Raw genomic sequence first — 12,527 nt, forward strand, 5'->3', positions numbered from 1 at the left:
CCGAAAACCGCACAGGCAGTGCACAAGCTAAACGTGGGACTGACGTTCTTTGTGTGCAGTTTTTATCAGGTGTGAATGGCGAAAAACAGCAAGCGACCGACTAGGTGACCGTAACCCCAAACGACTGGCGAGGCGCTAAGATCCCTGCCTCTCCTGCCTTTCAAATGAATTTGCAAGAAAGTCGATTAGGGCGCGCACGGAAGGCAGTAGACCTCGTCGAGAGGGAAAGACTGCGGTGATTACACCTTCATCTGGCCTCCATTGTGGGATAAGCGTTAACAAACGACCGTCGGAGATTTCTTCCCTGACCACGGCTAGCGGCATGCTAGCGATGCCCACCCCCCGACTCACTGCACTTTTGAGTACCGCCATATCGTCGCTGACCAAGCGCGGAACATGGCTGATTTGGGCGGTGGCCCCGTTGGGATCATTCAGGTGCCAGTTGTAGTGCGGTTGAGGCGCTCCCCAATGAATACTCGGAAGATCCACCAAATCCGCCGGTACCATCAACAGCGGGTAGCGTTGCACAAAAATAGGGTTGGCAACCAGTACCTGTGGACTTCTGGCCAGGACTTTCATCACCAATTCGCTACTTTCCAATGGAGGAAAACATAAGCTCAAGGAAATGTCATATCCCTCGCTGATAACGTCAACACGACGGTTGAAACTCTTCACATAGAGTTCCACTGATGGGCATTGCTCCATGAACTCGCCTAGTAATGGGGCCACCCAGAAGTTCAGTAGTGGAGTGGTGCAGCACAGGCGAATAACGCCTCGGGGTTCCGACCGGCTCTGTTCAATGACATCTTCCGCCGACTCAGCTTCCGCCATCATGGCCACGCAATGGCGGTAATAAGCCTGACCGATATCGGTCACTTGGAATTGCCTTGTAGAGCGCTGAATAAGGCGCACACCCAGCCGCATCTCTAGTTGACTGACCCGTCGACTCAAGGTGGATTTTGGCATGTTGAGGGCGCGGCCTGCGGGAGCGAAGCCGGCATGTTCAACCACTTTTGCGTACAAAAAGAGTTCATTGAGATCAATCACTCGTGGCCCCTATCGTTCCATATTTGAGACTGTGAAGTCTAATCCAGCCACTACCGGCATCCAACCTCCACGACTAAGGTGATTCGCTCGGGTCTTTGGTAGGCGATGCAACATGAAGAAAATTCTGGGCATTTACAGCAGCCCCAATCGGCATTGGGTAGGGGATGGGTTTCCGGTCCGCTCGCTTTTCACATATGACACGCTGGGCCGTCATATCAGCCCGTTCCTGTTGTTCGACTACGCAGGACCTGCGGATTTCCCGCCTTCACCGCACCGGCGTGGAGTCGGTCAACATCCGCACCGAGGTTTTGAGACGGTCACCATTGTCTATAAAGGTGAACTCGAGCATCGGGATTCCACTGGCGCTGGCGGCAAGATAGGACCAGGCGATGTGCAGTGGATGTCAGCAGCGTCGGGCATCCTTCATGAGGAGTACCACTCACCAGAATTCAGTCACGCTGGTGGAACATTGGAGATGGTGCAGTTGTGGGTGAATCTACCCGCAAAAGACAAGATGTCTGCGCCTCGATATCAGACGATTTTGAACCGCGACATAGTGCAAGTCAGCCTACCTCACGATGCCGGTTTAGTGCGCGTGATTGCCGGTGAGTACGCCGGGCGTAAAGGCCCCGCGCTGACCTTCACCCCCATGGATGTATGGGACATACGTCTGAACGCAGGCAAGAGCATTTCCCTGCAATTAAGAGCTGGCTTCACCTGTGCAATCGTCCTGCTCAGTGGGGGGGTTGAGGTGAATGGCAGTGCAGTTTTGCAGGAGGCACAGGTGGCGCTGCTTGACCCTGATGGAGTCAAGCTGTTGCTGGAGGCCAGTAGCGACTCAAAACTGGTCCTGCTCTGTGGAGAGCCCATCGATGAACCCATCGTTAGCCATGGTCCGTTTGTCATGAATACCCAAGCAGAAATAGTCCAGGCCATCACAGACTTCAACAGCGGCCACTTTGGACAGATTACCCCCTAACCATTTCGTAGTGCCATTGGTTGACATTACGAAACCCGTCGGCGGCTACGCCGTCTTTTCTCACAGGAGAACGTCATGAGTACCCCGGCTAATTTCAACAACCAGAGACCGGTCATCGACCCATCCAATGTCGCCATGCTGCTGATCGACCACCAGAGTGGTCTGTTCCAGACAGTGGGCGATATGCCGATGCCCGAACTACGCCTGCGCGCCGCGGCGTTGGCCAAGATGGCGTCGTTGGCCAAGATTCCGGTCATCACCACCGCCTCAGTGCCACAAGGCCCAAACGGCCCGTTGATCCCCGAAATTCATGAAAACGCCCCACACGCCCAATACGTGGCGCGCAAGGGTGAAATCAATGCTTGGGACAACCCGGAATTCGTCGCCGCAGTGAAGGCCACGGGCAAGAAACAGCTCATCATCGCCGGCACCATCACCAGCGTCTGCATGGCCTTCCCGTCCATCAGCGCCGTCTATGACGGTTATCAGGTCTTTGCGGTGGTCGATGCCTCCGGCACCTACACCAAGATGGCGCAGGAAATTACGCTCGCCCGAGTGGTGCAGGCGGGTGTAGTCCCGATGGATACCGGTGCTGTTGCGTCTGAGTTACAAAAATCCTGGAACCGCGACGATGCACAACAATGGGCTGAGGTTTACACCAAGATTTTCCCGGCCTATCAGTTGCTGATCGAAAGTTACATGAAGGCTCAAGCTGTAGTGAGTAACCATGAAGTGCTGGACTCCCAGCGCAAGTAACCGAGCCCAACACGGGGGAGTGTCCCTCATCAGTGGAAGCCATCGGGGCTTCCGTTGTTCACCTGGAGAATGAAAATGTCCACTGCCTATAAACGTCTCGATAAAGATCAAGCGGCCGTGTTGTTGGTCGACCATCAGACCGGCCTGTTGTCGCTGGTACGCGACATCGACCCGGACAAGTTCAAGAACAACGTGCTGGCGCTGGCCGATCTGGCCAAGTACTTCAAACTGCCGACCATTCTCACCACCAGCTTTGAAACCGGCCCCAACGGCCCGCTGGTGCCGGAGTTGAAAGCCTTGTTCCCGGACGCCCCTTATATTGCGCGGCCAGGTCAAATCAACGCTTGGGACAACGAGGACTTTGTCAAAGCCATCAAGGCTACCGGCAAGAAGCAACTGATCATTGCCGGGGTGGTGACCGAAGTCTGCGTGGCGTTCCCGGCGCTGTCGGCGATCGAGGCGGGTTTTGAGGTGTTTGTGGTGACCGACGCCTCGGGCACCTTCAATGCCCTGACCCGTGATTCTGCATGGAACCGCATGTCGTCTGCCGGTGCACAATTGATGACCTGGTTCGGTCTGGCCTGCGAGCTGCACCGCGACTGGCGCAACGACATCGAAGGGCTGGGCACGCTGTTCTCCAACCACATTCCCGACTATCGCAACCTGATCACCAGCTACACCAAACTGACCACGGATAAGTAAGCCAAGGCTCAGGGGCTGTCGCAGTACCAACAGCCTCTGAGCACACCGACACGCGATCACGGAGAACCGTTATGACTAACTCAAATATCCAGCGAGACGACACCTTACTAACTGCGGATAACCATGCCCTTTTGCTGATTGACCACCAGTACTTGCAACTGTTGGCCGTGCGCTCTCATCCCGCAGAAACGGTGGTCAGTAACACCACGATGCTGGCCAAAGGCGCAAAGATATTCAATGTCCCGACGTTGTTGACTACTGCCTTTGCTGAACGCCAGGAAATTTTCCAGGAACTGCAAGCGGTGTTTCCTGAGCAGAAGCCAATCGATCGCACCGGCCTCAACTCTTGGGACGATCCGCGGGTGCGCGAATGGGTCTCGAAGACCGGCAAGAAAAAACTGGTAATTGCAGGTTTGTGGACGGAAGTCTGTCTAAGTCTTGCCGTGTTGAGCACCCTTGCCGAAGGTTACGAGGTTTATATCGTTACTGATGCCGCTGGAGGGGGGAGTGCAGAAGGCCATGAGCGAGGCGTACAACGGATGGTGCAAGCCGGCGCCCGGCCACTGACCACAGCCGTCTATGTCAGTGAGCTGCAACGTGACTGGTCCCGCGAAGAAACTGCCGGTGATGTGGCCAAGCTCTTTGCTGAGTTGGGTGGTGCTTTTGGTCAAGGTTTACGTTGGGAATGGCAACTGCTGGGTCTCAAGGAAGGTACGCGGTAATCCGGATGGCTTTGGCGATGGGCTTTGCCTGTCAATAGGTTCATCGGTCACAGCCGCCAGCAACACGAATAGGAGTTTTCAATGAGCGAATCAACGATCCGCGCTTCCTTCGAGGGCACTGCCTTCCAGGTGAAGTTATCGGATGGCTTGCATGCATGGGCCAGCGATGTGCCGCAAACACTCGGCGGCGGAGACACTGGACCCTCGCCGCATCAATTGCTGTTGTCGGCCCTTGGTGCCTGTACGTCGATCACCGTTGCCATGTACGCACAGCGCAAGGGAATTCCGCTTGAGGAGGTTGACGTTAAGCTGAGCATTCTGCGGGAGCGCATCACCCATGATGCGCAGACTCACATCGGTCGAGACATCCACTTGACGGGTGCGCTGAGCCACGAGCAGCGCTTGCGGTTGCTGGAGGTTGCCAACGCCTGCCCCATCCACAAGGTCTTGAGCGGCGAAATCCTCATCAGCAGCCAACTGGCCGAGTGAGGAGCGCGGTCATGGCGAATCTTCCCGAAATCAAGGTCCTGGGGGTCTCCGGCAGTCTGCGCCGCGGCTCCTACAACACGGCCGCTTTGCGCGAGGCGATAGGTCTTGCGCCTGCCGGCATGCACATCGAGATGGGGACATCGCCGAGATCCCGCAGTACAACGAAGATGTTTTCGCTCTCGGTTTTCCCCCGGCGGTCGAGCGTTTTCGCCAGCAGATCCGAGCGGCCGATGCCTTGCTGTGGACCACACCGGAATACAACTACTCGGTTCCTAGTGTGCTGAAAAATGCCATCGACTGGGCCTCCCGTCCACCCGAACAACCCTTTGCCGGCAAGCCGGCCGCGGTGTTCGGGGCCAGTGCCGGACGCTTCGGAACTGCCCGTGCGCAGTATCACTTACGCCAAAGCATGGTGTTTCTCGATGTACACATGATGAATCGGCCAGAGGTCATGATCGCGGGTGCCCCGGCGCTTTTCGATGCTCAGGGGCAGTTGATGGATGAGCGCACACGCGAACAATTGCGCGGTCTGCTTGAGGCTTTTTATGTCTGGGTCATCAAGCACAAAGCTTGGCCGCAAGAGAGGTAACAATGAGCAATCAAGAGCCCCAATGTCAGTTGTCCACGTCATCGGGCTGTCCGGTGGAAGAGGGCATTAGAGCGATTCAGAGAGTCACGGCGCGCTCCGCCGAAGTCGGTGGTGGGATCACGGTCAACCGATTACTGCCCTCAGCGCAGCGACGGATGATTGGCGCCTGGTGTTTTCTCGACCATGCCGGTCCAGCGGTGTTTGAAAAAAAAGCCGGTCTGCGCGTCGGCCCCCATCCGCATATTGGCTTGCAGACTTTCACCTGGATGATCAAGGGTAAAGTGCTGCACCGCGACAGCCTGGGCAACGTCCAGGTCATTCGCCCGGGTCAGGTCAACTTGATGACGGCCGGACGGGGTATCACCCATACAGAAGAGTCGCTGCCTGACGAGCACCATCTGCACGCCGCGCAGCTATGGATTGCCTTACCGGAAGCTGACGAGAACTGCGCTCCGGCGTTCGATCATTATCCAGACTTGCCAGTCTGGGATGACGGGGGGGTAACGATCACCCTGCTGGCCGGGAGTTTCGCCGGCCGCACCGCCCCCAGCCGCATTTTTTCGCCACTGGTGGGAATGGACCTGGCGAGTCAGGGGGCAGCCTCGATTCGATTGTCTGTGGATCCGCGATTCGAGTACGGCATCTTGCCGCTGGAGGGCGCTTACACCATCAACGGCCAGACCTTTGCCCGCAATGAGCTGGCTTACCTGGGGCGTGGCCTCAGTGAGATTGAGTTGTCATCCACTCAGGTCTCGCGTGCCTTGCTGCTGGGGGGCGAACCGTTTGCCGAGGAAATACAGCTGTGGTGGAACTTCGTCGGCCACAGCAAGGAGGAAATCGGCAAGGCCCTTGAGGCCTGGAACAGCCGGGACCTTGAGCGCTTCGGTGACGTAGAGGGGTTTGACGGAGAACGTTTGGTCGCCCCGCGGTTACCATGGTAATGCCTGAGATGCTCGACGACAGAGCTTCCCAATGCAACCCCTGATTAATTATTTCAAGGTTGTTTTTAACCCCGGTCTTGCGGGGCTGCTGTTTGCCTTGCGCACTGTCGCCGCCGGCCTGCTGACCTTGTACCTGGCGTTCATCTTTGACCTTGATCAGCCTAAGTGGTCGGTCATGGCGGTGATCATCGTCAGCCAGCCCCTAGGGGGCATGGCCCTGCAACGCAGCTTCTCGCAGGTCATTGGCACCACGGTGGGCGCTGTGGTGGCGGTGCTGATCATGGCGGTTTTTCCCCAGGCACCACTGCCGTTCATTGTCACATTGGCGCTGTGGTTGGCGTTGTGTACCGCCGGGGGCACCCTGCTGCGCTACACCAGCTCCCACGCTTTTGTACTCAGTGGCTTCACGGCGGTGGTAGTTGCCTTGCTGGCGGTCCCCGAACAGGACAACACCTTAATGCTAGCCATTACCCGGATCACCGAGACGCTGCTGGCTGTCGCCTGTGTGTGCGTGGTCAGCCTGTTGACGGCGCGGCCGGAGGCGGTGGCTCGGGGTTACTTTGCCAAGGTTGATCAGGTGCTGAAGCTGATGGCGCAACACGCGGCGGCGGTGATCCGTACCGAGGAAAGCGAAGCAGATTTTCATAAGCGCCAGTTGCAACTGCTGGGGGAGATCAGTGCGCTGGAGGGCTTGCGTCGGCATCTGTACTTCGATGCACCGCGTTTGCGCAGTGCCAACAGTCTGGTGCAACTGCTGGGCAATCAGTTGGTGTTGTTGACCTCACGCCTGACCGTGTTACGGCATCAACGCACATTGATCGGTGAACGCTGGGAGGGTGAATTTCCTGAGCATATTCAGCGTTTGCGTGAAGATGAACTGCTGTTTCTCGACGAATTGGCCAGGCAGGGCCGCTCGCTGTCCAGTGACGCCCGGCATCAATTCAAGATACTCCAGCAACGTTTTGATCACCTGGCGGAACAGGCCGAACAGCTGAGCGAAAACATGCCGGCCACCCTACGTTCACTAGCGTGGGCGTTACGCTGGGAGCAAGCGCGCCTGCTGCAACAGCTAGAGGAAATTCTTGAACTGAGTGACGCTATTCAGAGCGGCCGTGAGGCCAACTGTGTCTATCAGCAGGCTCGTAGTAACCCGTTGCATTTGGACCTTCGCCTGGCCGCGATGAACGGGACTCGTGCGTTTATCGCATTGCTGGTGTCCGGGTTGATCTGGATCGAAACCGGCTGGGACGGCGCCCGTGCCGGGATGATTCTGGTGGGCATTTTGTGCTCGTTGATGGCGACCTTTCCGCGTCCGCTACTCGCCAGCCAAAACTATGTCCGAGGTTTGGGCTTAGCACTGGTTGTTTCAGCGATTTATCAGTTCATGTTGGTGCCTGCGATTGGCGACTTCGAAATGCTGGCGTTGATCCTGGTGCCGCTGCTTTACGTGATCGCGGTCGGGCTGGCCAGTCCGACGACCGCGGGAATCGGCATGGGCCTTGGACTGTCGACCTTCCTGATGGTCGGCCCACAGAACATTGGGACTTGGCAAAATACCGCGACCCAGTGGTTCGAATTCACCGGGGCTTATGTCTGTGCCGGGGTGCTGTCGTTGCTGGTGTATTCCTGGGTGTTTCCCTTCAATCCGGTGCAGCGCATCTACCGGCTGTTCCGGGAGACCCGTGAGCAGGTTTATCTGCTGCTCAAGACGTCGGCCGTCGACGAACAGCAGTTTGCCTTTGAAAGTCGCATGGTCGATCGCCTGACAATGATGCTGGGGTTATTGCCAGCGGCCAATGACCCTCGCAGCAATCAGTTGTATGAAGTCAGCCTGGCGTGCATGGCGCTGGGCGTAGCCCTCAATCAGCTGAAACAGCAAAGTCAGGACAATGCGCTGTTGAGTCCGCAGGTCAAAGACCGTTTGCAGTCGATCCTGCGCCAAACCGGTCGCTACGTCGCGGATAGACCAGGCATTGATTTCGACGAACTGACGGATGAGTTACGCCGCCTCGGAGAAGAACTGGATCAGTTGCATTCCGGCGAGCTGGCGTCAGGTCACGAACACTTGTGGTCGGTGTTCCGCATTCGCGTCGCGCTGTTGATCGTGGCCTCGTTCATTGAACGTTATCGCGAATTTCTTCAACCCTCGGACGCAGGAGTACCGATCCTTGCCCATTGATTTCGAGCTGGGCGGCGTCTACTTGCCGCCTATTGCTCAGGCCCTGTTATTGGCGTTACCGATTTTTCTGCTGCTGGATTGGTGCGCACGGAGGATCGGTTTGCTGAAGTTCGTCTGGCATGAAGCGTTATTTGAGGGGGCACTCTATGCCTGCGTGTGTGCGGTGGTGATTTTGCTGATGGGTGTCTCATGAGTCTGAAGAAAACCGTTGCACAACTGGTGACTTTGGCCGTTGTAGGGTTGGCGGTTCTGCTCGGTTGGTTTGCTTGGGAGCATTACACTCGATCGCCCTGGACTCGTGATGCGCGGGTGCGTGCCGATGTGGTGACGCTGTCCGCCGACGTCTCGGGACGTATCGTCAGCTTGCAGGTGCAGGACAATCAGCATGTGCAGAAGGGCCAGTTGCTACTGGAAATCGACCCGGCGCGCTACGCACTGGCGGTCGAACACGCGAAGCGTTCAGTCGAAGTGGCGAAAGCCACTCAGGGCCAGTCGCAGGCATCAATCATTTCCAGTGAGGCTTTACTCAAACAACGCCAGAGCGAAGAACGCAGGCGACGGACCCTCAAACAGGGTTTCGCGATCTCCGGCGAAGAGTGGGAAAAGTCCAGTACCGAAGTGGCGGTGGCTCAAGCTGAACTATTGAGAAACCAGGCCAACCTTGGTTTGGCGCAAGCCAATGTGCAGCTGGCCATTGCCGCTTTGTCCCAGGCCGAGCTTGACCTGCAACGGACCCGGGTGGTGGCACCGGTCAGTGGCTATGTGACGAATCTGCTGACCCGCGAGGGCGATTTCGCCAGTGGTGGCAGTGCGCTGTTGGCGCTGGTCGACAGTGAATCATTTTATCTCAGTGGCTACTTCGAAGAAACCAAGCTGCCGAGGATCGAGGAGGGCCGCCCGGTGCGGATTCAGTTGATGAGTGGCGAGACGTTCGGTGGTGTCGTGCAGAGCATTGCCTTCGCCATCACTGATCGGGAGAACTCCCCTGGCAGTCGATTGCTGGCCAACATCAACCCCAGCTACACCTGGGTCAAACTGGCGCAGCGGGTTCCCGTGCGGATTCAGATCGATCCCCAATATGCGGGCAAGGGGCGCTTGCGCGCAGGCACCACTGCCACGGTTACCGTGCTCGAAAATATCAACAATGAGCGGGAGTCACGATGATGGCCGAGACGTTGAAACGACTGCTGGGAATCTCTGTTTCGCTTGGAGTATCGCTGGCGATGGGGAATACCTATGCGGACAACTCGCTGGGCCAACGGGATAACCTCAGTAGTGGAATCAATGATCGACAAAAGGCTGAAATGGGGGTGCCGGCCGGATTTGTCAGTGGCTCGTCGCTCAACGGATTGTTACGCAACTACTATTTCAGCCGTGATAACCACGACACTCCGGCCAGGCTCGACCAGCGGGAGTGGGTACAGGGTGCCTATCTGTCCTTTCGCTCCGGCTACACCGACACACCCATCGGCGTCGGTGTCGATGTACACGGGTTTTATGGACTGAAGCTTGACGGCGGAGGAGGCAGCGGCGGTGCCGGGCTACTCCCGCTGAATTCAAAAAAAGAGCCGGAGTCGGAATTCTCCGCGGCGGGAGCCGCATTGAAATTCAGGGGCTTTGACAGCCTGGTCCAGGCCGGCGATCAATACTTGGAGAACCCGGTGATTGCCAGTGGGGTTAGCCGGGTGTTTCCCCAGACCTTTCGCGGTGTGGCGTTAAAAAACTACAGCGTTCCAGACCTGACCCTCGATGCCGGCTGGGTCGACTCCACACGGCTGCGCAATCAAAGTGGCCAGAGTCATCTGACGACCAGCTACGGCTCCAGCAACAAAGCGGGGGTGCCCGCCGACCGTGAAAGCCCGAATATGACTTGGGCGGGCGGTGTTTACAGCGTACCGGGCGCTATCACCCTGACGGTCTATGGCGGACAATTGAGCGACATCTGGAATCAGTACTACGCAGGCGTTAGCTGGCCACTGAAGTTGACCCAAACATTGACGTTGACGCCGTATCTGCACTATTTCAAAACCCGCGATCAGGGTCATAGTCAGTTCGGACGGATCGACAATGACACCTACAGTGGTGGTCTGACGCTCTCTGGCGCTGGCCAGAGCCTGACCCTGGGTCTGCAAAAAATCGACGGTAATACACCGTTTGACTATATGGTCCAGGATGACCGGACGTTCCTTTACCTGAGCAACTCTCAGCAGTACGCCGACTTCAACGGGCCGGGAGAAAAGTCCTGGAAGCTGCAGTATCAGACCAGCCTGAAATTTGTGGATGCACCGAATGTCCAGTTCAGCGCTTCCTATACCCGCGGCGAAGCCGACCTGACTCGCGTGGATCCCGCCAGTCAAGGGTATGGCTACATCTACAACGCTTCCGGAAAAGATGCACACCATTGGGAACGGGATGTGGCCCTGCGTTACGCGGTGCCCGACGGCAAGGCCAAGGGGTTAAACCTGACCCTGCGTTGGGCGGCTCACCGCTCGGGCGACGGCTACACGGCCCCGGGCAATACCCGAGGCAATTCGAATGCCGATGAGTACCGGGTGATTGTCGATTATCCGTTCAGTATTTTTTAGCCCGCAACGTAGGAAGGTATGACATGCGCCAACAGGCAAGGTTAATCCGGGCCATCGGCATTAGCTCGGTGTTCATCTGCTCACCGAGCAAGGCCGATCGCGTCAGCTTACCGCCTTTGGCATTGGGCAACGCGAGCTTCATGGATGGTGTGGCGGGTCCGGGAATGCTCTTCGAATTGCCCGCGCAAATCTATCGCAGCAACTCGGCGCGTGATGCTCAAGGCCATTCTCTGCCGGGAACGCAAAAAGTTCGTAGCACTACCGTGCTTCCGCATTTTGCCTACTTCAGTTCCAACACTTTTCTGGGGGCCAGCTATGGGGCAGAGGTGCTGTTGCCGATAGTGCATCTGGACCTGGATATCGACCAGGGGCCCGACGGTAGTCGAACTCGGCAGGGCGACATGGTCATCAGTCCGCTGCTGTTGCAGTGGGCGCCGCGCTCGGTACTCGGCAGGCCTTACTGGCAACGGTTGAATTTTGTTTTTTCGTTGCCGACGGGGTCCTACAGCGCTGATTCGGATATCAACACTGGCAGCAATGTCTGGGTGTTCAACCCACATTACGTGTTCACCTGGGAACTGACTGATCGCCTGGAAGTGAGTGGCCGGTTCCATTATGCATGGTCCAGTCGCAACAACGATCCGGCGTCTGTATTAAAGGCAGACAATATCCAGCCGGGTGAGGCGATCCACAGCAATCTGGCGGTGTCTTATGCGGTGTCTGACACCTGGCGGATAGGGGTGGCTGGCTACCAGCTTAAGCAGATCAGTGATGACCGGATCGATGGTCATCGGCAAACAAATTCTCGGGAACAAGTCGTGGGCATTGGGCCGGGTGTGATGTATCGGCAAAGAGCACAAACGATTTTCGCCAACCTCTACTTTGAAAACGGTGCTGAAAACCGCTCGCAGGGAACACAGCTGACGCTACGTTATCTCCACGCATTTTAATGCTCCCTTATTCGGCGGTATCGATTTTCTCAACTCGAGTTTGAATACCCTCAAAAGGGAAAGAGTAAGCTATGTATAATCCGTTCTCAGTGACACTAACACTTATCGCAATGGTCACAATCTCTGCGTGCTCTACTCAGCTAACTGAAAAAGGTTTTAACGTTAATTTGGTCACGGCATCATCATCGGATCAATGCAGCCTAATCAAGATGTTCACCGTTCAGGGTTCAGACCCGGACGAAACATTACGTATGGCCTTTAATGAGGCTGCGGTTCTGGGGGCTGACAGCATGGCTGTGGCGGACGGCAAGGAAACCGCCAGTGGAGCCGAGATAAAGGGGGCTGCCCTAACTTGTCGGAAATGATAGGAAGAGGCTCGTGATCCTTCATAAATGAGAAGCATGTTTAATCGACTTCAACCTGCCTTTTATCTTACGTCGGCTTAAATGAGGCAGCCGCTTTTGGCGGCTGCCTATAAACCATTGATACAAAAAAAGAGTTAAACATCGCTCGTCGTTTGTGGCGCAGGGCGATGGCATACACACTTCCTGTGCCTGACTCGGAATCTACTTTGTGTCAAGTGCGTAT

The 12,527-nt window shown here is 56.6% G+C and carries 14 protein-coding genes; 13 read left to right on the forward strand and 1 reads right to left on the reverse strand.

Annotated features, from left to right (window positions below; genetic code table 11):
* Nucleotides 1-135: 135 nt before the first annotated feature.
* The gene (locus LOY55_RS14410; protein WP_258668177.1) at nt 136-1,047 is read right to left on the reverse strand and encodes a LysR substrate-binding domain-containing protein; all 912 of its coding nucleotides are present in this window, start codon (nt 1,045-1,047) and stop codon (nt 136-138) included.
* A gap of 112 nt (nt 1,048-1,159) precedes the next feature.
* On the opposite strand from LOY55_RS14410, the gene LOY55_RS14415 reads away from it, so the two are divergent.
* From LOY55_RS14415 to LOY55_RS14475, 13 genes are all read left to right on the forward strand, one after another.
* Nucleotides 1,160-2,026 carry a pirin family protein gene (locus LOY55_RS14415; protein ID WP_258668178.1) on the forward strand — a complete coding sequence of 289 codons (867 nt, stop codon included), beginning with the start codon at nt 1,160-1,162 and terminating at the stop codon, nt 2,024-2,026.
* A 75-nt stretch (nt 2,027-2,101) separates the two neighbouring features.
* Nucleotides 2,102-2,782: a hydrolase gene (locus LOY55_RS14420; protein ID WP_258668179.1), complete on the forward strand. Its 681-nt coding sequence runs from the start codon at nt 2,102-2,104 to the stop codon at nt 2,780-2,782.
* A gap of 75 nt (nt 2,783-2,857) precedes the next feature.
* Nucleotides 2,858-3,484: an isochorismate family cysteine hydrolase YcaC gene (gene ycaC / locus LOY55_RS14425; RefSeq protein WP_150744624.1), complete on the forward strand. Its 627-nt coding sequence runs from the start codon at nt 2,858-2,860 to the stop codon at nt 3,482-3,484.
* Nucleotides 3,485-3,555: 71 nt separating this feature from the next.
* Nucleotides 3,556-4,206 (forward strand): isochorismatase family protein, encoded by a 651-nt coding sequence (locus LOY55_RS14430; protein WP_258668181.1) that lies wholly within the window; start codon nt 3,556-3,558, stop codon nt 4,204-4,206.
* A gap of 81 nt (nt 4,207-4,287) precedes the next feature.
* Nucleotides 4,288-4,695, forward strand: coding sequence for an OsmC family protein (locus LOY55_RS14435; RefSeq protein WP_258668183.1), 408 nt, complete (start codon nt 4,288-4,290; stop codon nt 4,693-4,695).
* A gap of 148 nt (nt 4,696-4,843) precedes the next feature.
* Nucleotides 4,844-5,284: an NADPH-dependent FMN reductase gene (locus LOY55_RS14440; RefSeq protein WP_309475412.1), complete on the forward strand. Its 441-nt coding sequence runs from the start codon at nt 4,844-4,846 to the stop codon at nt 5,282-5,284.
* A gap of 2 nt (nt 5,285-5,286) precedes the next feature.
* Nucleotides 5,287-6,225: a pirin family protein gene (locus tag LOY55_RS14445; RefSeq protein WP_258668184.1), complete on the forward strand. Its 939-nt coding sequence runs from the start codon at nt 5,287-5,289 to the stop codon at nt 6,223-6,225.
* Between the two features lie 31 nt (nt 6,226-6,256).
* Nucleotides 6,257-8,404, forward strand: a complete 2,148-nt coding sequence (locus LOY55_RS14450) for an FUSC family protein (RefSeq protein WP_258668186.1) — start codon at nt 6,257-6,259, stop codon at nt 8,402-8,404.
* Nucleotides 8,394-8,597, forward strand: a complete 204-nt coding sequence (locus LOY55_RS14455; RefSeq protein ID WP_258668187.1) for a DUF1656 domain-containing protein — start codon at nt 8,394-8,396, stop codon at nt 8,595-8,597. The genes LOY55_RS14450 and LOY55_RS14455 overlap by 11 nt, the downstream gene beginning before the upstream one ends.
* Nucleotides 8,594-9,568 (forward strand): biotin/lipoyl-binding protein, encoded by a 975-nt coding sequence (locus tag LOY55_RS14460; protein WP_408980987.1) that lies wholly within the window; start codon nt 8,594-8,596, stop codon nt 9,566-9,568. Before LOY55_RS14455 ends, LOY55_RS14460 begins: the two co-directional genes overlap by 4 nt.
* 59 nt (nt 9,569-9,627) lie before the next feature.
* Nucleotides 9,628-10,989, forward strand: a complete 1,362-nt coding sequence (locus tag LOY55_RS14465) for an OprD family outer membrane porin (RefSeq protein WP_408980999.1) — start codon at nt 9,628-9,630, stop codon at nt 10,987-10,989.
* A 23-nt stretch (nt 10,990-11,012) separates the two neighbouring features.
* Complete coding sequence (locus LOY55_RS14470; protein ID WP_258668189.1) at nt 11,013-11,939, forward strand: transporter; 927 nt, start codon at nt 11,013-11,015, stop codon at nt 11,937-11,939.
* 71 nt (nt 11,940-12,010) lie between these two features.
* Nucleotides 12,011-12,304 carry a hypothetical protein gene (locus LOY55_RS14475; RefSeq protein ID WP_258668190.1) on the forward strand — a complete coding sequence of 98 codons (294 nt, stop codon included), beginning with the start codon at nt 12,011-12,013 and terminating at the stop codon, nt 12,302-12,304.
* Nucleotides 12,305-12,527 lie beyond the last annotated feature (223 nt).

It is taken from the genome of Pseudomonas sp. B21-040 (genome assembly GCF_024748695.1).
In the GTDB taxonomy this organism is placed as follows: Bacteria; Pseudomonadota; Gammaproteobacteria; order Pseudomonadales; family Pseudomonadaceae; genus Aquipseudomonas.

What these genes read in the sequence shown, in the direction of transcription:
- LOY55_RS14450 (WP_258668186.1), top strand. Translation starts at nt 6,257, where the DNA reads ATGCAACCCCTGATTAATTATTTCAAGGTTGTTTTTAACCCCGGTCTT.
- LOY55_RS14470 (WP_258668189.1), top strand. Translation starts at nt 11,013, where the DNA reads ATGCGCCAACAGGCAAGGTTAATCCGGGCCATCGGCATTAGCTCGGTG.
- ycaC (WP_150744624.1), top strand. Translation starts at nt 2,858, where the DNA reads ATGTCCACTGCCTATAAACGTCTCGATAAAGATCAAGCGGCCGTGTTG.
- LOY55_RS14420 (WP_258668179.1), top strand. Translation starts at nt 2,102, where the DNA reads ATGAGTACCCCGGCTAATTTCAACAACCAGAGACCGGTCATCGACCCA.
- LOY55_RS14475 (WP_258668190.1), top strand. Translation starts at nt 12,011, where the DNA reads ATGTATAATCCGTTCTCAGTGACACTAACACTTATCGCAATGGTCACA.
- LOY55_RS14460 (WP_408980987.1), top strand. Translation starts at nt 8,594, where the DNA reads ATGAGTCTGAAGAAAACCGTTGCACAACTGGTGACTTTGGCCGTTGTA.
- LOY55_RS14465 (WP_408980999.1), top strand. Translation starts at nt 9,628, where the DNA reads ATGGGGAATACCTATGCGGACAACTCGCTGGGCCAACGGGATAACCTC.
- LOY55_RS14445 (WP_258668184.1), top strand. Translation starts at nt 5,287, where the DNA reads ATGAGCAATCAAGAGCCCCAATGTCAGTTGTCCACGTCATCGGGCTGT.
- LOY55_RS14415 (WP_258668178.1), top strand. Translation starts at nt 1,160, where the DNA reads ATGAAGAAAATTCTGGGCATTTACAGCAGCCCCAATCGGCATTGGGTA.
- LOY55_RS14430 (WP_258668181.1), top strand. Translation starts at nt 3,556, where the DNA reads ATGACTAACTCAAATATCCAGCGAGACGACACCTTACTAACTGCGGAT.
- LOY55_RS14435 (WP_258668183.1), top strand. Translation starts at nt 4,288, where the DNA reads ATGAGCGAATCAACGATCCGCGCTTCCTTCGAGGGCACTGCCTTCCAG.